Annotated in this window: 16 protein-coding genes; 3 read left to right on the forward strand and 13 right to left on the reverse strand. The window is 57.7% G+C overall.

The genetic code is table 11. The features are described from left to right. Positions 1–45: 45 nt before the first annotated feature. From murG to dinB, 12 genes are all read right to left on the reverse strand, one after another. Entirely contained in the window at positions 46–1,179 is a 1,134-nt protein-coding gene (gene murG / locus LOH53_RS12240) for an undecaprenyldiphospho-muramoylpentapeptide beta-N-acetylglucosaminyltransferase (RefSeq protein WP_230068026.1), read from the reverse strand. Continuing rightward, on the reverse strand, positions 1,176–2,504 hold the full coding sequence (gene ftsW / locus LOH53_RS12245) for a putative lipid II flippase FtsW (protein ID WP_230068027.1): 1,329 nt from the start codon (positions 2,502–2,504) through the stop codon (positions 1,176–1,178). Before ftsW ends, murG begins: the two co-directional genes overlap by 4 nt. Beyond that, positions 2,504–4,048, reverse strand: coding sequence for a UDP-N-acetylmuramoyl-L-alanine--D-glutamate ligase (murD, locus tag LOH53_RS12250; protein WP_230068028.1), 1,545 nt, complete (start codon positions 4,046–4,048; stop codon positions 2,504–2,506). The genes ftsW and murD overlap by 1 nt, the downstream gene beginning before the upstream one ends. After that, positions 4,030–5,142, reverse strand: coding sequence for a phospho-N-acetylmuramoyl-pentapeptide-transferase (gene mraY / locus LOH53_RS12255; RefSeq protein ID WP_230068029.1), 1,113 nt, complete (start codon positions 5,140–5,142; stop codon positions 4,030–4,032). The genes murD and mraY overlap by 19 nt, the downstream gene beginning before the upstream one ends. Continuing rightward, the gene (locus LOH53_RS12260; RefSeq protein WP_230068030.1) at positions 5,139–6,689 is read right to left on the reverse strand and encodes a UDP-N-acetylmuramoyl-tripeptide--D-alanyl-D-alanine ligase; all 1,551 of its coding nucleotides are present in this window, start codon (positions 6,687–6,689) and stop codon (positions 5,139–5,141) included. Before LOH53_RS12260 ends, mraY begins: the two co-directional genes overlap by 4 nt. 6 nt (positions 6,690–6,695) lie before the next feature. Then, positions 6,696–8,402 (reverse strand): UDP-N-acetylmuramoyl-L-alanyl-D-glutamate--2,6-diaminopimelate ligase, encoded by a 1,707-nt coding sequence (locus tag LOH53_RS12265; protein WP_230068031.1) that lies wholly within the window; start codon positions 8,400–8,402, stop codon positions 6,696–6,698. Between the two features lie 21 nt (positions 8,403–8,423). Continuing rightward, positions 8,424–10,232 (reverse strand): peptidoglycan D,D-transpeptidase FtsI family protein, encoded by a 1,809-nt coding sequence (locus LOH53_RS12270; RefSeq protein WP_326832783.1) that lies wholly within the window; start codon positions 10,230–10,232, stop codon positions 8,424–8,426. A 75-nt stretch (positions 10,233–10,307) separates the two neighbouring features. After that, a complete protein-coding gene (locus tag LOH53_RS12275) occupies positions 10,308–10,994 on the reverse strand; it encodes a hypothetical protein (protein WP_230068032.1) in 687 nt (228 codons plus the stop codon). Then, positions 10,991–11,989 (reverse strand): 16S rRNA (cytosine(1402)-N(4))-methyltransferase RsmH, encoded by a 999-nt coding sequence (gene rsmH, locus LOH53_RS12280; RefSeq protein WP_230068033.1) that lies wholly within the window; start codon positions 11,987–11,989, stop codon positions 10,991–10,993. The genes LOH53_RS12275 and rsmH overlap by 4 nt, the downstream gene beginning before the upstream one ends. Before the next feature lie 231 nt (positions 11,990–12,220). Then, positions 12,221–12,655, reverse strand: a complete 435-nt coding sequence (gene mraZ / locus LOH53_RS12285; RefSeq protein ID WP_230068034.1) for a division/cell wall cluster transcriptional repressor MraZ — start codon at positions 12,653–12,655, stop codon at positions 12,221–12,223. A 686-nt stretch (positions 12,656–13,341) separates the two neighbouring features. After that, complete coding sequence (locus tag LOH53_RS12290) at positions 13,342–13,725, reverse strand: DUF3040 domain-containing protein (RefSeq protein WP_230068035.1); 384 nt, start codon at positions 13,723–13,725, stop codon at positions 13,342–13,344. Positions 13,726–14,008: 283 nt separating this feature from the next. Further along, positions 14,009–15,250 (reverse strand): DNA polymerase IV, encoded by a 1,242-nt coding sequence (gene dinB / locus LOH53_RS12295; protein ID WP_376991740.1) that lies wholly within the window; start codon positions 15,248–15,250, stop codon positions 14,009–14,011. Between the two features lie 161 nt (positions 15,251–15,411). On the opposite strand from dinB, the gene LOH53_RS12300 reads away from it, so the two are divergent. Both LOH53_RS12300 and LOH53_RS12305 read left to right on the forward strand, forming a co-directional pair. Continuing rightward, the gene (locus LOH53_RS12300; RefSeq protein ID WP_230068036.1) at positions 15,412–15,984 is read left to right on the forward strand and encodes a hypothetical protein; all 573 of its coding nucleotides are present in this window, start codon (positions 15,412–15,414) and stop codon (positions 15,982–15,984) included. An 89-nt stretch (positions 15,985–16,073) separates the two neighbouring features. Then, a complete protein-coding gene (locus LOH53_RS12305; RefSeq protein WP_230068037.1) occupies positions 16,074–17,177 on the forward strand; it encodes a polyprenyl synthetase family protein in 1,104 nt (367 codons plus the stop codon). A gap of 111 nt (positions 17,178–17,288) precedes the next feature. Here the strand turns inward: LOH53_RS12305 and LOH53_RS12310 are convergent, their stop codons facing one another. After that, positions 17,289–17,642: an Rv2175c family DNA-binding protein gene (locus LOH53_RS12310; RefSeq protein WP_230068038.1), complete on the reverse strand. Its 354-nt coding sequence runs from the start codon at positions 17,640–17,642 to the stop codon at positions 17,289–17,291. 206 nt (positions 17,643–17,848) lie between these two features. Between LOH53_RS12310 and LOH53_RS12315 the strand changes: the two genes are divergently transcribed. Then, positions 17,849–19,228, forward strand: a complete 1,380-nt coding sequence (locus LOH53_RS12315) for a LysM peptidoglycan-binding domain-containing protein (protein ID WP_230068039.1) — start codon at positions 17,849–17,851, stop codon at positions 19,226–19,228. Positions 19,229–19,321: the final 93 nt, after the last annotated feature.

A 19,321-nucleotide genomic window follows, 5' to 3' on the forward strand; every position in this document is an offset into this window, starting at 1 on the left:
GCCACATAGGGCGTGGGGCCAACTGTGTCAGTCACTGTATTTATTTCACTTTCCACTTGCCACAAAAACCATCTCCGCCATACGTGTGGCGGCGTCTCTAATACCTAGCTTGGCTGCTCGCGCGGACATCTCCGCGAGACGTTGGGGATCTTTGGCCAGTGGGACAACGGTGTCTCGTATCCAGGCGGCGTCCAACGTCGCGTCTTGGACCAGTAGTGCCGCATTAGCGGCCACGAGTTGCTCTGCATTGCGGGCCTGCTCACCATTGCCCACGGGTAGCGGAACGAACACCGCTGGAAGTCCGACGGCGGCTACCTCGGAGACCGTTCCAGCCCCTGAACGGCATAGCAGCACGTCAGCTGCCGCGTAAACGTCTTCCATGGCATCCACGTACTCAACTTGGCGGTACAGCGGGGAGGCAAGTTTGGCGCCGTCGTCCGTGGTCAGCGCCTTGCCGATCCCGGTGATGTGCAGGGTTTGAATTCCCGCGAAGGCAATATCATCCAAGGCTCCGGCTACTGCCCTGTTCAGTCGTACTGCCCCTAGCGAGCCTCCGGTAACAATCAGCACTGGCCTGTGCGCGTCAAGGCCAAGTCGTTGCCTTGCTCCGTCGCGGGCGCTAGTTCTATCCAATCCGGCAATAGCTGCCCGCATGGGCATGCCCACCAACTGGGCGTTGCGGATCTGAGTGGCCGCAAACGCTGTCCCCACGTAGCTCGTGAAACGGGCTCCCAACTTGTTAGCCAGACCCGCTTTGGTATTCGCCTCGTGGATAACTATCGGGATACCCAACGATTTGGCCGCCAAATACATGGGCGTGCACACGTAGCCACCTACTCCCACCAGCACGTGTGCCCCGTGAGCGTTCAAAATCTTCTTAGCATCCGCCACCGCCCGCTGCATGCGTATGGGCAGCCGGATCAGATCCATGGACGGCTTGCGGGGAAGGGGAATCCGAGCAATGGTTTCCAACTCAAAACCGGCTTCCGGCACTAGCTTGGTTTCCAGCCCGTCCGCCGTACCAACAGCCACAATCGAAGCACCTGGCTCACTAGCTCGGATAGACGCTGCAATGGCCAGCAGCGGGCTGAGATGGCCAGCGGATCCACCACCGGCCAACACCACCGAAAGGGACTGAGCGCTACGGGGTCCGGGAACGTTGTTCCTCACATTCCTCATGGGTTTATCGAAGTACTTTCTACGTCGGGATCATTCTGTGGTGAGGTACGGGCAAATGAAAGCACCACACCTAAGGCGGCCAGGGTCACTACCAGCGCACTACCACCGTAGGAGATTAGGGGCAAAGGGACTCCGATGACGGGCAGAATCCCGACCACCATGGCGATGTTGACGAATGCCTGACCAATGATCCAGGTGAGGATGGAACCACACACCACGCGGGCGAAGGTGTCGTTGCGCCGCATGACTACTCGGAATATGGCAAACGCTAGGACGCTATATAGACCAATGATGACCAAGGTTCCTAGCAGTCCCAGTTCTTCCCCAATAATCGCAAAAATGAAGTCGTTGTGCGCCTCGGGAATCCAACTCCATTTTTGTCGGCTCTGTCCCAGGCCCACTCCAAACCAGCCACCAGACGCTAATGCGTACAGCCCATTTTGAGCTTGGTCACAGAGGTCCTGTCCATCATTGCAATTACCTAACCAGGCAGAGAGCCTTGCTGTCCTATTGCCGCTGAAGGCAGCGAGTAAGACTGCGGCACCCACACCGCCGCCTATGGCTGTCAGCAGGACCCGCTTGCTCCCGCCACCAAAGAACAGCCCAGCCCCAAGAACTGCCATGGCAATTACCGCCGTGCCAAGGTCGTGGCCCAGCAAGATCAGTCCAATCAAAACGACGCCCACGGGCACCACGGGGAGCAGTGTGTGGCGCCAGTTCGCCACGAGCCGGCCTTTGCGCGAAAGCACCAGCCCCATCCATAGCGCCATAGCCAATTTCGCGGCTTCGGAAGGCTGAAAACTAAACGACTCGCCCAGGTTGATCCAATTCCTGTTTCCGCCCACCTCTTTCCCCAGAGGACTAAAAACGAGCACCAGCAAGATCAGGGCAAGGCCAAGCACCGGCCATGCAAGCTTTTTCAGGCCCGACGGCGGCACAAAGGAAAGCGCCATCATCAGCACCAGCCCGAATACGGCAAACAGTGATTCCTTGATGAACAAAAAATAGGGATCTTGTCCTGCCGAAATCGATTCGGCGGCTGAGGCAGAAAGCACCGTGATGAGACCGATGCTGGTCAGAGCCACCGTGGCACCAATGATCCAGTAGTAGTGGACTCCCGGCAGGCCCGCTCGCTCATTGAGATTGCGGCGAAGGCGGGAGAGCCGACTCCCTGACACGTGATCTTGGGCAGGGGCACTGCGTTTGGGCTCGCGAACGGTCGTCTTTAGTGTCATGGCCTGTGGCCGCTTTAATGTCGGCACGGTTTTTGACGCCTTGGCCTGGGCCTTAGCGGTTTGTCCTGGCAGTGCAGGCGTCCTGGCCATTATGACTCCTTATTGGCGCTCGCCCGTCGATCCAACAACTCCCGCACCGCGTTGATGAACGATTCCCCACGATGCGCGTAAGAGGAAAACTGATCCATGGAAGCGGAGGCTGGGGCCATCAGGACAGTGTCTCCTGATTCCGCAATCTCCGCCGAAGCCGCCACAGCCGCCGCCATAACCGCATCTCCACTGCCAGTCTGGCCCCCCTCGAGGTGGATGAGCGGGACCTTTGGGGCGTGTCGGAGCAGGGCACCGGCCAAGGCGGAACTCTCAGCGCCGATGATCACGACAGCTTTCAGCCTCGCGGCATGCGTTTGAACTAGTGCGTCGTACTCCACTCCCTTGGACAAACCCCCAGCGATCCAGATAACGGGGTTGAAGGCGGACAAAGACGCCGACGCAGCATGTGGGTTGGTCGCTTTCGAGTCATTGACCCAAAGCACGCCGTCGATGGTGGCAACCGGCGCAATTCTGTGATCCCCGTCTGAATAAGCGCGAAGCCCGTTCCGGACATCTTCGGGTGTGAGTCCGGCGGCCCGCACCAACGCTGCCGCCGCAGCCGCATTGGCCACAAGGTGTCGAGGCACTAGTTCGGAGATGTCGCTACAATGAGCCAGTTCGACGGCGGAGTCCGCACGCTCGGCGATGAAGGCCCTGTCCACGATCAACCCTTCGACCACACCGATCATGCTGATGGCCGGCAGTCCCGTGGTGAAGCCAACGGCACGGCACCCTTCTTGAACGTCGGCGTCTTGGACCATACGTTCCGTTTCGATCTGTTCCGCGTTGTAGACGCACACCGACTTAGTATGGGCGTAGACCTTTGCTTTATCGGCGGCATACGCGGCAAAGCTGCCATGCCAGTCCACATGATCTTCTGCCAAGTTCAGACAAACACTTGCCAACGGCTCCAGGGAATCAGACCAGTGCAATTGAAAAGAAGAAAGCTCCACCGCCAGAACGTCGTAGCCTTCAGGGTCACGCACCGCGTCAAGGATAGGCGTCCCGATGTTCCCCACAGCGATCGCGCGCAGCCCGGCAGCCTGAAGCATCCCTTCCACCATGGTGGTGGTGGTGGTTTTCCCGTTGGTGCCGGTGATTGTCAACCACTTCGCCGTCTTGCGGCCCGCCTTGACCTGCACGCGCCAGGCCAGCTCCACGTCCCCCCAGATGGGAATGTCCGCATCCGCGGCACTGAGAAGGAGAGGGTGCGAGGGCCGATATCCGGGACTTGTCACCACCAGCTCTGCCTGTTCCCCATCAACCAACGGCAGCAGAGTAGAAGTGTCCTGACCAAGGATCACCTCGGTAACTCCCACAATCTTGAGGGTGTCGGCGGCACGGCGGGAATCCTCGTCATCGGATCCGGCCACAACCACCACACGGGCACCCAGCTCGGCCAAGGTGTCAGCTACCGAGAACCCCGTCTTAGTGATCCCAGTCACAACTACTTTCAGGCCTGCCCAATCGGCATCCCAGCTTGTGAGAGCCGACAGACGATCAGAACTACGCCTTGGCTCGTCTCTCACAATCGGACAATCCATTCCGCGTAGAACGCGCCCAGTCCCACGGCCACCATCAAGCCGCCTAAGATCCAGAATCTCACCACGACCGTCACTTCAGCCCAACCTTTAAGTTCAAAGTGGTGCTGTAACGGGGCCATCAAAAATACCCGTTTACCCTTGGAAAGCTTGAAGAATCCCACTTGAATGATGACCGAAAGTGTGATGAGTACAAACAGCCCACCGATGATAAACAACAGGATTTCTGTGCGGGACAAGATTGCGAAGCCTGCAATGGCTCCCCCGATCGCCAACGATCCGGTGTCGCCCATGAAAATCTTTGCCGGGGAAGTGTTCCACCACAGAAAACCGATCAGCGCTGCAAACATGATGACTGAAAGCAGGGACAAATCCAACGGATCCCGAACTTCATAACAGACGGTCTCTGAGGGAACTTTACGGGATCCACAGCCCTGACTTGACTGCCACAATCCAATGAGAGTGTAGGCGCCGAAGACAAGGATCGCCGCACCGGTAGCCAACCCGTCCAAGCCATCCGTTAGGTTCACGCCATTGGTGGCACCGGCAATGATCAGATTGGACCAGAGCACGAAGAGAACTACGCCCAACCCGGCACCAGCAAAGGCAAGGTTGAGTGTGGGAATATCTCTGGCAAAGGATATGAACGTGCTGGCAGGTGTTCTACCCTGACTATCTGGGAAACCTAAAGCCATGACGGCAAAAGCAATTCCCACAACAGCTTGACCCGCAAGCTTCCCCTTAGCATCCAAGCCCAGGCTGCGCTGGTTGGAGATCTTCAAGAAATCATCCAGGAAGCCAACAAGGCCTTGACCAACCATCAGGAAGATCATCAACAGCCCAGAGGCCGTCGGCCCCCCTGATGCGGGGTTGATAAGCCAAATGATCAGGTGCGTGATGAAGTAGGCGGCAACGACCGCCCCCACCACCACGGTGCCACCCATGGTGGGTGTGCCGCGCTTAACCTGGTGAGTGGTCGGGCCGTCTTCTCGGACAATCTGCCCATATCCTTTTTTCACCAGGAACCGGATGAACAACGGCGTACCGACCATGGCAAAGGACAGGGCAAGGCCGGTACCAATAAGTAATGTGATCAAGACTGCTGGTTCCTTTCGCCTGAGTTAGACCCTGTCGGGTTACCGTGTTCGGTCTGTAAATCTAAGGGTGTTTCTGTGACGTTCGTGAATAATGCTATCCGATCATCTACCAGTTGGTCCCCGAGAAAACGCAGACCAGCGCCATTTGAAGACTTCACCAGCACCACATCTCCTGCCCCGAGTTCCTGTTTGAGGATCTGATGTGCCGCGTCCATATCAGCAACAAACATTGACTCGTTGCCCCAAGAACCTTCCATAACAGCGCCCACATGCATTGCCCGAGCAGGAGTTCCCACCACTATCAGCCGGGAGATGTTCAACCTCACGGCTACCCGGCCTACGGCGTCGTGTTCTAAGACGGAGTCTTCACCAAGTTCACGCATCTCCCCCAGTACGGCCCAGGTCCGCCGCGCTCCGCTGCCACCTAGTTCTGCCAGCGTTCGCAGGGCTGCCCGCATAGATTCGGGATTGGCGTTGTAGGCGTCATTGATGATCGTGACACCATCGGGCCGGTCGGTGAGTTCCATACGGTATCGACTCGCTGGGCCCTGTGCGTTCAAGGACGCGGCAATTGTGGCGGCAGGGACACCCACTGCGTTGGCGGCTGCGGCAGCAGCTAGCAGATTCGTCACGTGGTGCAACCCCAATAACTGACTGTGAACCGGAAGGGCTTCGGTCTCCCCCTGAAACAACAGACCGAAGGATGGCCGCCCATCCGTGGTGCGTACGTTGCTGGCGTTGACGACGACGGCCGGCCCTCCATGAGTATCTTCACTTGCCTCCGCGCTACTAAAGAACATCACAGGCGCTTGAGTACGGCTAGCCATTGACCGCACACGGGCGTCGTCGTAGTTCAAGATGGCGGTACCGGCTGCGGATAGTGCCTCCACCAGCTCGCCTTTGGCCATAGCAATGTTAGCGATGGAGCCAAATTCACCTGCATGAGCCGTGCCCACGCAAAGCACAACGCCAACGTCCGGATTGACGATCGAGCACAGATAGCGAATATTGCCGATCTTCGTTGCGCCCATTTCAATCACCAGATACCGGGTGCTCTCCACAGCCCGGAATACCGTCAGGGGAACGCCCACTTCACCGTTATAGGATCCAACAGGTGAGACGGTTTCCCCCACGGTGGCCAAGATTCCTGCCAACAAGTCTTTGGTGGTGGTCTTCCCTGCCGAACCAGTAATTGCGATAACAGAAAGCGGGGAATGCTCCCGAATTCGGCGCACCACCTCTGCCGCGATCATCCCCATAGCAAGAACGGCGTCGACAACGACTACGGCCGGGAAAACGCCCACCCCGGCTGGCAGAGGCACATCGCGTTCGCTTAAGGCCAGTACCGCACCAGCGGTAAACGCTGCCTCTAGAAAATCATGGCCGTCCAGGTTTTCACCAGATTTTGCCACGTACAGACTTCCTGGTGCGACGTCTCTAGAGTCAGTGGACGTCAACGCCACGTCGATGAGTAGATTTGGGTCGGTACCATCGGCGAGTCGGCCATTACAAATGGCGGCCAGCTGGGCCGCTGAAAATTCAATCATGTCAGTTTAAGACCTTATCGTGCCGGCATTGGTGACGGGGAATCCATGGTGAGCGAGTGCGGCCCGCAATTCGACCCTGTCGTCGAGGGAGATGTTCACGCCGCGTACCTCCTGAAAGATCTCATGTCCGCGTCCGGCCACCAAGATGGTATCCGCAGCGCCGGCCAGCTCCACAGCCCGCCCGATGGCCTTGGCGCGGCTGGTGCTTTCCTCAATAACAGTGGAGAGCCCGTTCCGTTCGCGGGCCTCAAGCGCCCCCGCCAATACGCCGGCACGGATTGCTGCCGGGTCCTCATCATGCGGATCATCATCGGTGACCAACACCACGTCAGCATGTAGTGCCGCGATCGCCCCCATAATGGGCCGTTTACTTTGATCACGTTCCCCGGTTGCGCCAAAGACAACGATGACACGGGATCCTTCAACGGGAGAGCGAACAGCATCCAATGCACGTTCCAGCGCGTCAGGGTTGTGGGCAAAATCCACCACGGCCACGGGTGCTGTGCCGACCAGTTGCATGCGTCCGGGCACATCTACAGTGAACGGGTCATCTCGATCCAGAGCGTCTTGGAGCCTGGCTGCCACCTGGGCGTCGTCGAGTGTAGGAGTGTTGTCCAGCAAGGCATCAGCCACCATTGCAAGCGCTAAGGCCGCGTTGGAAACATTGAATCCTCCAGGCAGCCCTGTTTGAACGCGCAAGACCATGCCGCGGCCGTGCAGCTCAAAAGCTGATCCGATACCCTGGCGCCGCGTTCCACGCACCTTCCAATCAGCGCCCGAAAACTCTGGCGTTGCGCCGGGCGAACCCATCGCGCCCTTCTCTGCAGTCAGCAGAGTAGAAACGGGAATCGTGGCCTTCGCAGCCATTTCCCGGCCCCAGAGGTCATCGATGGTGACGACGGCAGCCCGGGAGTGCGCGGGGGTGAAGAGTTCGGCCTTGGTGGCAAAATAGGCTTCCATGTCCCCGTGCAGGTCCAGGTGGTCCTGGGTAAGATTCGTAAACCCTGCCACATCAAAGACGACTCCGTCGACTCTGCCAAAGGCCAGCGCATGGGAGGAGACTTCCATGGAGGCCGCGTCCAAGCCACGCTCCGCCATGACAGCGAGCAATGCATGGACATCGGTGGACTCGGGGGTGGTCAGCTTACTCGGGATAGGCTCATCCCCGGCCAGAATCTCGATGGTGCCAATCAGACCAGTGGAATTGCCAAGCGCCCGTAACAGCGAATTCAAGAAGTAAGTCGTAGTGGTTTTGCCATTGGTGCCCGTCACGGCAAACAGCTCCACTCCACCAAGTCCTGTGTTCGCAGCCGTACCGTAGACCAACGCTGCGATCTCGCCGGCGACACCACGAGGATCCGGGCAGCTCAAGACCGGCAGGTCGACGTGCTTCGCCAAAGCTTGGGCGCCGGCGTCGTCCGTCAAAATGGCGACGGCACCGGCAGTAGCCGCCGCAGCCCCAAATTGGTGCCCATGGACGTGCGCCCCCGGTAGGGCTATGTAGAGATCCCCCGGCACCACGCTGCGGGAGTCCGAAGTCACTCCACGCACCGTTTGCTCAACGCTGGCCGCTAATCCACGGGCACCGGCAATAGCAGCAACACGTTTCAGTGTCACCGGATTTACGTGTGTGGGCCGCATCGTCGCGATTCCCCGGAGAGGAGCTGGCGCCTGGCCGGAAGGGGGCTGTTCCACGTGATGGATGTCTTTCATGTTGTGTTGGGCTGCCTAAGGCTATTCATAGAACTTGGGCAGCATGACGCTGGGAGTGGTGGACGGAGGAACGTCAAAAGTCCGCAGAACCTGTCCCATCACCTGATTAAACGTATACCCCTGGGTAACTCCGTAAATGCTGCCCTGCGGCCGTTGAACAGTGATTGCTACCACGTATTGGGGGTCTTCCATGGGGGCCATGCCGATGAACGAGGACGTATAGCCGTCAAAGCCCACCCCGTTGTCAGCTGGTGCTTCCGCTGTCCCTGTCTTACCACCCACGCGGTAACCGGGTACGTTGACTACCTTGTAATCCGCCATAGTCACCACGCCTTCGAGCATGTCGCGCATGTCTTGGGCGGTCTTATTGTCTAGCACCTCAATCCCAGCGGCCTGCTGGACTTTTTCGACACTGCCGTCCGCAGCGGTGAAGGAATCGACGATTTGGGGCTTAAGCCTGGTGCCATTGTTAGCCACAGTCTGAAACACGAATGCTGTTTGCAGAGGTGTCTGGGCTACGCCCTGGCCAAATAGCACAGTGTACTGCTGTCGTCCGTCCCACTTCTGCCACGGGGCAAGAATGCCGGGACTTTCGCCCGGTAACTCAATCCCGGTCTTTTGGCCGACCCCGAACTTGTGGAACCAGTTATATCGCTGTTCGGGCGTGAGCTTGGAGCCCGCCAGGACCGTTCCGGTGTTCATAGAGTCCGAAATGATGCCAGCCAAGGTCCGCTTCTCGGTGCCGTGGACGAAAGCATCCGAGAACGTCTGACCGTCGATGCTCAACGTTGGCGGAACCAGGAACTGACTCAAGGGCGTAGCCAGACCCTCCGCCATGACAGCCGAAGCTGTGATGGTTTTATCCGTGGAACCCGGTTCGACAATGGAGCTCACCGTGCGTGAACCGATGTCTTTGGTCGCCGAGGCACCGGGATCGTTGGGATTATAGGAATCACTGTCAGCGACGGCCGCGAGTTTACCCGTCTTCGATTCCAGCACTGTGATACTCACCCACTGGGCGCTGTACTGTTCTTTTTGCTGCTGCGCCGCTTGCTGAGCGTAATACTGAATATCCTGATTTATGGTCAGGGTGACGCTCGCTCCGTCCACCGATGGCACTGTTTTCACCGGCGCCGTGGGAATAATTATTCCGTTCTTGCCTGCTTGGTACGTCCTGGAGCCATCGGTACCGGTCAACTTCTCATTGAACGTCTGTTCGATGCCAGCCAATCCTTTGCCATCGGATCCAAGGAATCCAACGATTGGTCCACCCACGGAACCCATCGGATACACCCTTTTGGTCTGCGGCTCCGAGTAAATTCCCGGCACACCCAGCGCCGCGACCTGACTTTCCATGGCAGGGCTAACATCGCGAACAATATAGTTGAAAGCCTTTTCCCCGGTGGCGTTCGCCTTCACCTGCTCAAACGGTAAGCCAAGAACCGTGGCAAGCTTCATCAGTCCTTGTTCGCGAGTAAATGATTCCACGTCGCCAGAAATAGCATCACGGTGCTTGTACTGTGGATAAAGGGCACTATTGATCTGGGAAACAGTGATGTCGTAGCGGATGATGCTCTCTGCCAAAACATGGCCGTTGGAATCAACTATCTTCCCGCGCACAGCCGGAAGTTTTTGCACGACAGTTCGCTGAGTTTCTGCGGCTTCAGCCATGTTTCCGACGTCGAGGCCTTGAATCATGACGAGCTTGCCAGCAATGACCAGCAGGAATACCAGCATGAGCGTGAAGCCGATTCGCATCCGGCCGCGCCCAATTTTGTCAGCCAGACGCGCAGCTGCACCTTGTGCCGTGTGCGGAGAATTGTGTGCCACTGCGTGTCCTTGCTGCCAGTTTGTCGTGCTGCCTCAGCGACGGGGGCCCTGCTGGACTCCGACGATGTTCACACCTTAGCTGCCCTTTTGGGCCGGTGCCGGGATGGTGCCTCCGTTGAGATCTGGAGCCGCAGGCTCCGGCGCAGCCGGAACTATTGGGGCCATCTCTTTCCCTGGAGTGCTCTGACCAGGAGCCGTTGTCCCGCCCGAGTCCTTCGCCGCGGGACTCAGCGGCGACGCGCCAGCTTGATCTTTGGACTTGTTGACGTCAGCGGCCGGGATGGAGACCAATCCCTTGGTATCTAAGGTTGCGGGCAGTGGATTGCCGGAAACCTTTTGGCTGCGGACATCAATTTGTCCTGTCGAGGCTGCCGGCACCATGCCCATGCCCGTGGCGCGGCTGACAAGACTTTGTGGTGCGCGTTGCGCACTCAGGTCAAGTTCGAGTGCCTGGTTGGACTTCTCCAAATTGCTTTGTGCCGTCTTCAAATCCACCAGCTTGTACTGTCCCTGCGAAAGTGAAACGCTCATGACCAACACTGCCGCTAGTGCAGCGGATGCCAGCAGCAGCACCAAAACTATCAAGGGCTTCCAATTGCGCCGGGGCACGGTGACCACCAAGGACAGCGGTGTTCGTGCCTTGGAGTCTGCAGAGTCTGGCGCCGACGTTGGGTTGCCGGACTTATCCGGGGCAACAGGGACCAACTTCCGTGCGGTATTGCCCACAATGTCCTGTGCACCACCGGGGAAAAAACTACTCACAGCCCGCTCCTGACTCTCACTTTTTCCACTGCCCGCAACCGAGCCGAGGCAGCCCTGGGGTTCTCCGCTATTTCTTGCGCTGTCGGCGTTTCAGTTCCCTTGGTCAAGCGCTTCAAGGTTGCTTTGTGCTCTTCAAGCTCCACGGGGAAGCCAGCCGGCGCACTAGAACGCGAGCCCGCGGCAAAGACGCCTTTGACTATTTTGTCTTCGAGCGAGTGATACGACATGACCACTGCCCGTCCGTGGAGAACCAGGGCCTCCACTGCTGCGGGGACGGCGCGTTCAAGCACATTCAATTCTTCGTTGACTTCGATTCGTAGCGCTTGGAACGTACGTTTGGCAGGGTGTCCACCAGTGCGCGCAGCACTAGCCGGAACCACGTTGCGGATGATCTCCACGAGTTCGCCCGTGTGTGTGATCGGGGCACGATCCCGCGCAGCCACAATATGGTTGGCTATGCGGCCAGCAAATTTCTCCTCGCCCCATTTACGGATGATCCGCACCAGTTCTTCTTCGGAATATCCATTGACGACGTCGGCGGCAGTAGCACCGCGACTTGTGTCCATGCGCATATCCAGCGGCGCATCAAATGAATAGGCAAATCCACGTTCACGCTCGTCAAGTTGCAAAGAGGAAACACCTAAGTCCATCAAGATGCCATCAACTTTTGCAATCCCGAGCTCGCTAAGCACGCTCGGAATCTCGTCATACACTGCATGAACCAAGCTGGCGCGTGTGGCAAAGCGGGCAAGCCGTTCTCCAGCAAGCCCTAGCGCCTCGGTGTCTCTGTCAATACCCACAAGGCGCAAATCGGGATTGCGTTCTAGCATCGCCTCGCTGTGTCCGCCCATCCCCAGCGTGGCATCAATGACAATGGGTGCCCGCCCGCTCTGGCGTGCCGCATCAAAGGCAGGGGCTAGAAGATTGATGCACCGATCTTTCAGCACCGGAGTGTGGCGCTCGGACGTGGGTGGCGTGGAATTCTCCGACGTCATCACGCCTCCATTTCCTTGGATCAAACGACTAGTGCCGATTACTGGGTGGATCTTTCACTCAAGCGAGGTATGGTTCGAATCTTGTTGAATCAGATCCCCCTCCGCGCCGATCCATGTCCAGCCTGGCTCCGGGGAAGGGAAGCCAGGATTGACACTGACGGGCGGCTGGAGATCTCATCCAAAAGGACGTAACCCACGTGGTAATTCCGCTCTGAAACTGTTGTGTTGCTTTTACTGCACGGCTCCCGGAACGGAATCCTCATCCATTTCCGCAAAAGCCTTTTCCTGCTGTATCAAATACTCACTCCAAGCTGCGGCGTCCCAAATCTCGGCACGGTTGCCTGCGCCGATCACCACCAACTCACGGTCAAGTCCTGCATAAGCCCGCAACGTGGGCGGAATGGTTACTCGTCCCTGCTTGTCAGGAACCTCATCTGACGCCCCCGAAAGAAGGATTCGGCCGTAGTCGCGAGCTTGTCGATTTTGCATGGGCGCACCGACCATGTCCGCGTGGACCTTCTCAAACTCCCTGGCACTAAAAACGTAAATGCAGTGCTCTTGCCCCTTGGTTAGGACAAGCCCGCCAGCAAGTTCCTCCCGGAACTTGGCAGGAAGGATAATCCGGCCCTTCTCATCAAGACGCGGGGAGTGTGTTCCAAGAAACATGCCCCACCGCCTCAGTTGTTGAGTCCATTAATGCCGAATGTCACCTTTTCCCGCTTATGCGCTCCACATTACTCCACAATCCTCCACCGTCAATGACACAGGAGCGTCATCGTCAGGCGTGTCGGCCAGAATTCGTTGCCAATTCAGGGAAGTTTTAGCAATTGGATAGTGGAGGGATATTTTTCATGTAGCGCTTTTACGCTGGCAGAACCACGTTCGGTTCGCTTCAAATCACGAGGATGGCAGCAAACACACCCACTAATCCCCCGATCAAGGGCTTCCTCTGGAACACCGTGGGGGAAAGTGGAGGACTCTGGTTACTTCTGCGGCACCTCACGCCGTTTTAGCGCAGACGTGGTGAGTTCAATCGTTTGTATTTTGCCGCTACGTCTTTGAAATAACGTCCTTAAACACAAAAAGGCCCGGGACTGGGGCCTAAAACAGCGACTCTGATTGAGCGCGAGACTTCGATTTCTAAAATTTTGATCGCTACACCAGCGACGCTCGGACAACTGCAGGGGAGCTTACATGGCTAATATGCCATCCACGTCCAGCCACCGTCCACGCCCGTCCACCAAGGGAATCTCGAATGGCTGATCCATCCGGACGCGCTGGAAAAATGTTCAAGCTCGATGAGGCCCTGAGCCCACCCCGAACTTATCAGCGCCGTCTTGCGCTCTAAGAAATCACTGTTCGCGGCGGCGCTCTTCCCAGCGTTCTTCAAGATTGTTCATGAAACCACTCTTTTGTTTCGAGGCCGTTTTGACCCCGGGTGTGGGTTGGCTCGTGAACTTGGGTCGAGACGTAGCAAAGTACACGCCTGCGCCCATGATGAGGAACCCCAAGACTCCCACCACGATCCCGGCCGCAACAGTATTTTGGGAGACGGCAACGCCACCCAATAAGACTAGAATGCCGACGATCAAGACGAGGACGCCGATCACAATGTGACGGGTGGAAAGCGAACGGACCGGGTCCGATGCCAGAGCATTGGCAAACTTAGGATCTTCCGCGTGCAACTGCTGCTCCAATTGGTCAAGCAGTCTTTGCTCGTGCTCAGAGAGTGGCATGACGACCTCCTTCAGTTCAGGGCCATGGGCGTCTTTTCCAGTCAACGTTTCCAAGGCCTTGTTTAGTTCCCGAAGACAGGTCCACCGATTTTAGTTTCGGTTGCCGCCGAGGTTCCATCAAGTTCCGGAGCCGTTGCCAAGAGAACTCCTACTACTAACAATAGGCGTGATTGAGCATAACTGAAACCCGCAAAGCCACAGGCTTGACTAAAGATCGGTGCGCTCCGTGCTGGCAGTCTGGACACAGCCAATTGCCGCGCGGGAAAAAGGGCCCCGACCACTATCAGGGAGTTCCCGCAGTTCCCTGTTGCGGCTTGTCTGCCAGCAATCTAGCGGGCACGATGAGGGCTGCGCCAAACTTGGCCGCAATGGCATCGGAGGCGACCTCTGCGCTGCGGCCGTTACCCTCACGTCTATCTAAGCTGAACTGCAATGGCACTGAGCCGACCGACTCTAACGCTTCCATTCGCACACCGATCAGGCGCACGCTCTGAGGACGGCGACCCAACATCCGCAGCAGTCCAACCGCGCCGTCGTAGATCGCTCCCGCGCTATCGACGCCGGCCACCAACGACTTGGAGCGGCTGATCGTGGCAAAGTCCGAGTACTTGATTTTCAATACGATTGTGCGTCCTGTCAGCGCAGCCCCCCGAAGTCGGGCTGCCACTTTGTGAGCTAGGCGCAGCAGTTCCCTCGTCAGGACTTCGTCACTGTAGGTATCGACGGCAAAAGTCTCCTCAGCACCAATGCTCTTCTCCGTGCGAGTCGGAGTTACTGGCCGAGGGTCCCGTCCCCAGGAGAGCTCATACAACACCCTCCCTCCTGATCCGAGCCTTTTTTGCAAGGCTGTAACTGGCGTGGCGGCGAGGTCGGCCACACTAAAGATACCCAGCCGGTTCAATGACTCCAGTGTTTTAGCTCCCACACCCCACAAAGCCTGAACCGGAAGAGCATGCAGGTACTCGACCGTGCGGTCTTTTTCAATAAGTAGCATGCCATCCGGTTTACATCTGGTGGAAGCGATCTTCGCAACGAATTTCGAGGCGGCAATACCCACTGAGGCTGTGATCCCCAGTTCGGCGGCCACTCGTCGGCGTACCAGCGCACCGATCTCCAGCGGAGACCCTAATCGCCTGAGGGCACCGCTGATATCAAGAAATGCCTCGTCAACGCTGAGTGGTTCCACAATGTCCGTGATGGAGTTGAATAGAGACATCACTTCTTTGGAGACTTCACGGTAAAGTTCGTGCCGCGGATTGATCACGACGGCGGTTGGTGCCATTCGCAGAGCAGACACCATGGGCATCGCGGAGCGGACCCCAAACTTTCTCGCCTCATAAGAGGCCGAAAGCACGACGGAGCGTCCCTCCGGAAATCCAACAATGACCGGTTTGCCACGCAACTGCGGATGATCACGTAATTCCACTGTCACAAAAAACGCATCCATATCAACGTGCATGATGGTGCAATCGGTCTGGTCAAGGACCCTGCCAAATTGTTCTCGACGTAGTTCTTCCTCACGCATGCCCGCCTTGGCAGGTAATGGGCGCTGAAGTATGCGTCGGGGCTGTTGTTCCACCCCTCAAGTCTAATGACAGCCTCTGACACCACTGGGATCGGGAATTATGCCCTGGCAAGTAGGTAAACTGGGATCAGCCCACTGCACCGGCAGCGAAGGAACCCACGATGATCCGCTCAAATGCTCACCATTCACCCCTCAAGCCTGGCCCACGCGGGTACGTCGTGGCGGCGTCGGTGATCTCCGCTGTCATAGTCCTCTCCGGATGTTCGGGTGGAACTGTTTCCACGCCTTCTCGTACTCCGCTAAGTTCTAGTGCCTCCAGCAGTGCCAGTGCAACGTCGGCCACCTCTTCGGCAGCGACCAGTGCCGCCGCGTCGGCCCAAGCGACTGCAGAAACAGCTGTCAAGGAGCTAGTCGCTGGCTTCCCTGCCACGTTAATTCCGCTCATGCCCGGCGCACAGGTTCAAGGTTCCACCCTCCAGCGCAGCACACCTCTCTCCGCGGCGTCAATGACGGCCACGATCACCGCCACGCCCGCCGAGGTCCTGGCCTACTACAGCCAAGTGTTCCAAGCTCAAGGTTTCACGGCGCAACCAGGTGACACCGTCGATGGAGTCCCGCTGAAAACGTTCGTTCGTGCTGCCGGACAAGAGATCGTGATCGTCTCAGTGGTGCAAACCGGCGACAGTGCCACCGTCACCGTCGGTGCCACTGTCCTGCCAGGGTCCTTAAAGTAACTCAAGCCCCAACTGCACAACCGTATGAGCGCTCCAGCCCTTAGCCTTCCGAACCCGAGCCGCCCACCAAAAACAAGGAATCAACAATCATGAGTGCATCTCTTGCCACTTCGGAGGATCCATCCGCTGCCGAACAAGCTGCTTTTGTCACAGCAGTTGCGCAGAGACTGGCAACATTCATGGCGGAGAAACGCACGTTTTTGGCGGAAATTTCACCGGAGTCGTTGGTTCTAGTTGATTCCATCAGGGATCTGGTCACTGGCGGCAAGCGCATGCGAGCAATCCTTTGCTATTGGGGCTGGCGAGGCGCAGGTGGCGCGGATAGCTCGGAAGCGATTGTCACCGCTGGTGCTGCACTAGAACTTTTTCAGGCCGCAGCCCTCATTCATGATGACATCATCGACCGTTCAGATACCCGCCGTGGGGGCCCCAGTGTCCACCGCCGGTTCAGCGCTCTCCATGCGCAGAACGGATGGGCGCTTGACGAAGAGCGTTTCGGGAACGCAGCCGCAATTCTCACCGGTGACCTCTGTCTGTCCTTTAGTGAGGAGATGTTCGCGAACCTTGGCAACACCGCGAGCAGCCACGCTCGGTGGGTTTTCAACACCATGCGCACTGAGGTTATGGCCGGACAGTATCTCGATATCCTCGAGGAAGTTTCCGGCCCCGGGAAACCGCACGAGACTGCTGTGGCCCGAGCAGCAGCAATCATCCGGTATAAAAGTGCCAAATACTCCTCCGAGCATCCGCTAGTTCTAGGTGGCGCCCTTGCTGGGGCACCGCAGAAATTGTTGAACGGCTACAGTGCCTTTGCTCTACCGCTGGGAGAGGCGTTCCAGTTGCGCGACGACGTTCTGGGAGTATTTGGTGATCCTGCTAAAACAGGTAAGCCCGCCGGCGACGATCTACGTGAGGGGAAGCGGACCGTCCTGATAGGTTTGACGATCGAAGCCGCAGGGAAAGCGGACCGCGACTTCGTGGACTCGAATCTAGGACGTTCGGACATGAGTGAAGCGGACATTGAAAGAATCTGTGCCATTATCTTTTCTTCCCAAGCATTGGCGCGCACCGAGGAAATGATCGATTCCTTGAGCGGATCCGCATTTTCGGCTCTGGCTGAGCTCCCTATCGCCAACGACGTCAGCTATGCCCTTTCACTCTTGGGTCAGGGTGCGGTCTCGCGGACGGCTTAGCGACGGCGGAAATGAAATTAGTAACGCCGATAAATAAGGCCAGCCCACACGAGAGGGCTGGCCTTGAACGTTGTGGCCGGAGAGGTCACGGTGGGATTATCTAACGCTGGGCTACCAGCCCAAGGCAGCGGCCCTGCGACGAATCTCAGTTTTTCTTCCGGCGTGCAGTGCATCAATCGGGCGGCCCGGCAGCGATTCATCTGCTGTGAATAGCCACACAATTGCTTCCTCGTCACCGAAGCCAGCGTCGTGAAGAACCGTAATGGTGCCTCGGAGGCTTTCTATAATGTGGTCGTCCATAAACAACCCAGCCGGCACGGCCCTGATATTCCGCTCGCCTATGCGGGCAGCTAACAAGGATCCATCCTTGATAAGCGCATGGACTTTGGTGACCGAAACATCAAGCTTTTCTGCGACGTCAGGCAGGGGCAACCATTCACTGACGACATTTTCAACATTACTCACCCCACAAGGTTCCCACAAAGTTGTGGGAGCCGCACACTTGTGCGAGGGCACACCGACGGTACTTCTTGCCGCAAAGGACTATTTTTCCTCCACCGGAGTACTCATAAAGCTGATTGTTTGATCCATGTGGTGTAAATTCACATTATCCACATCAGTATCATCATCATCACTAGCACCATCCCTACCGGAACCTAGAGGACGGCCCCATGACTTCCCCCACCACGTCGAGGACTGGATCGGCCACGAGTAAGCAACTGGCCGCCGTCGCCACCGCCGCAATCCCCGTGATTATGCTCTCTTCGCTGGCTATGGCCCAGCCAGCAGCCGCAACGGCCCCAACGGGACCTAAGGTGCTTCCAACGGCAGTCACCCATGGAGGGCTGGCGACGGCACTCACCAGAGCCCCGGCAGTGGCCGGAATTTCGACATCTGTGGTTGCCGGGACTTTGCCAGCTGGCATAATTCCACAGGCGCCTGCTTCCCCCGCCAACTACACTGTGGTGGATGGGGACACCGTCTCCGGTATCTGCGCAGCACTGGGTTTATCAACGGTCGAAGTACTCGCTTTGAACAAGCTAAGTGCTGAGACAGTCATCCACCCAGGCCAAATTCTGGCGCTCGGCCCCAATGCCGCGGCACCCGCAGCCGCACCCGCACAGACGCCGCATGAGGGCGCTTCGGACTACATAGTTGTCGGGGGGGATACCATCAGCTCGATCGCCGCACACCACGGATTGAGTACTGCTGACCTACTCGCCACCAATGGCATGAATGCCATCAGCAATACCATCTATCCGGGTCAAAAAATCAAGCTCAGCGCGCAAGCGTCCGCTTCAAGCCAAGCGCCGACGTCCGTTGCGCCGACACCTGTCGCATCGCAAGCAACACCCGCATCAACGGGCAGCTACGTAATTTCAGCAGGAGACACCCTCTCTTCGATCGCAGCCCACCATGGTGTGAGCGCTGGCGCACTTGCCGCAGCAAACGGCATTGCCGACAACGGAACCATCTACGCCGGGAAGTCGTTATCCATCCCTGGAGTCACTTCTGCTGCCAGCAGCGTCGAGCCCATAGGCACCAGCGCATTGACCGCCGACCAGGCTGTTCCTAGCACATTCTTGCACTACACATACCCGCAAGCTGTAGTGGCAGATGCCAACAAGAACAAGGCCGCCCTCCTGGCAGCTCCTGCTCCTTCCACTGCACAGATGAAAGAACTAGTGGTCCGCACGGCAGCAAGTATGGGCGTCGACCCGGCTCTGGCGCTGGCCTTTGCACAGCAGGAATCCGGATTCCGTCATCAGGTCGTCTCCCCCGCCAATGCCATTGGGACAATGCAAGTGATTCCCGACGCCGGCGAATGGGCCGCAGGGCTGGTTGGCCATCCACTGAACTTGCTAGACCCACAAGACAACGTCACGGCCGGTGTCGCCATCATTCGGGCACTTCTACGCGATGCTCCCACCGAAGACGAGGGAATCGCTGGCTACTACCAGGGACAATACTCCGTCTCCCTTTATGGCATGTATCCCGACACCGTGAACTATGTTGCTGGCGTAAAGGCCAAGCGGGACTTGTTCCGTTAACCATCCATTGGCGCTACTGGTGAATGTGCACAGCAGTTGAAGGCCTCGGCGAGTGATGCCGGGGCCTTCCGCTTTCACCGCCTAAGATCGAAG

The sequence above is a fragment of the Arthrobacter cryoconiti genome (genome assembly GCF_020905375.1).
In the GTDB taxonomy this organism is placed as follows: Bacteria; Actinomycetota; Actinomycetes; order Actinomycetales; family Micrococcaceae; genus Specibacter; species Specibacter cryoconiti.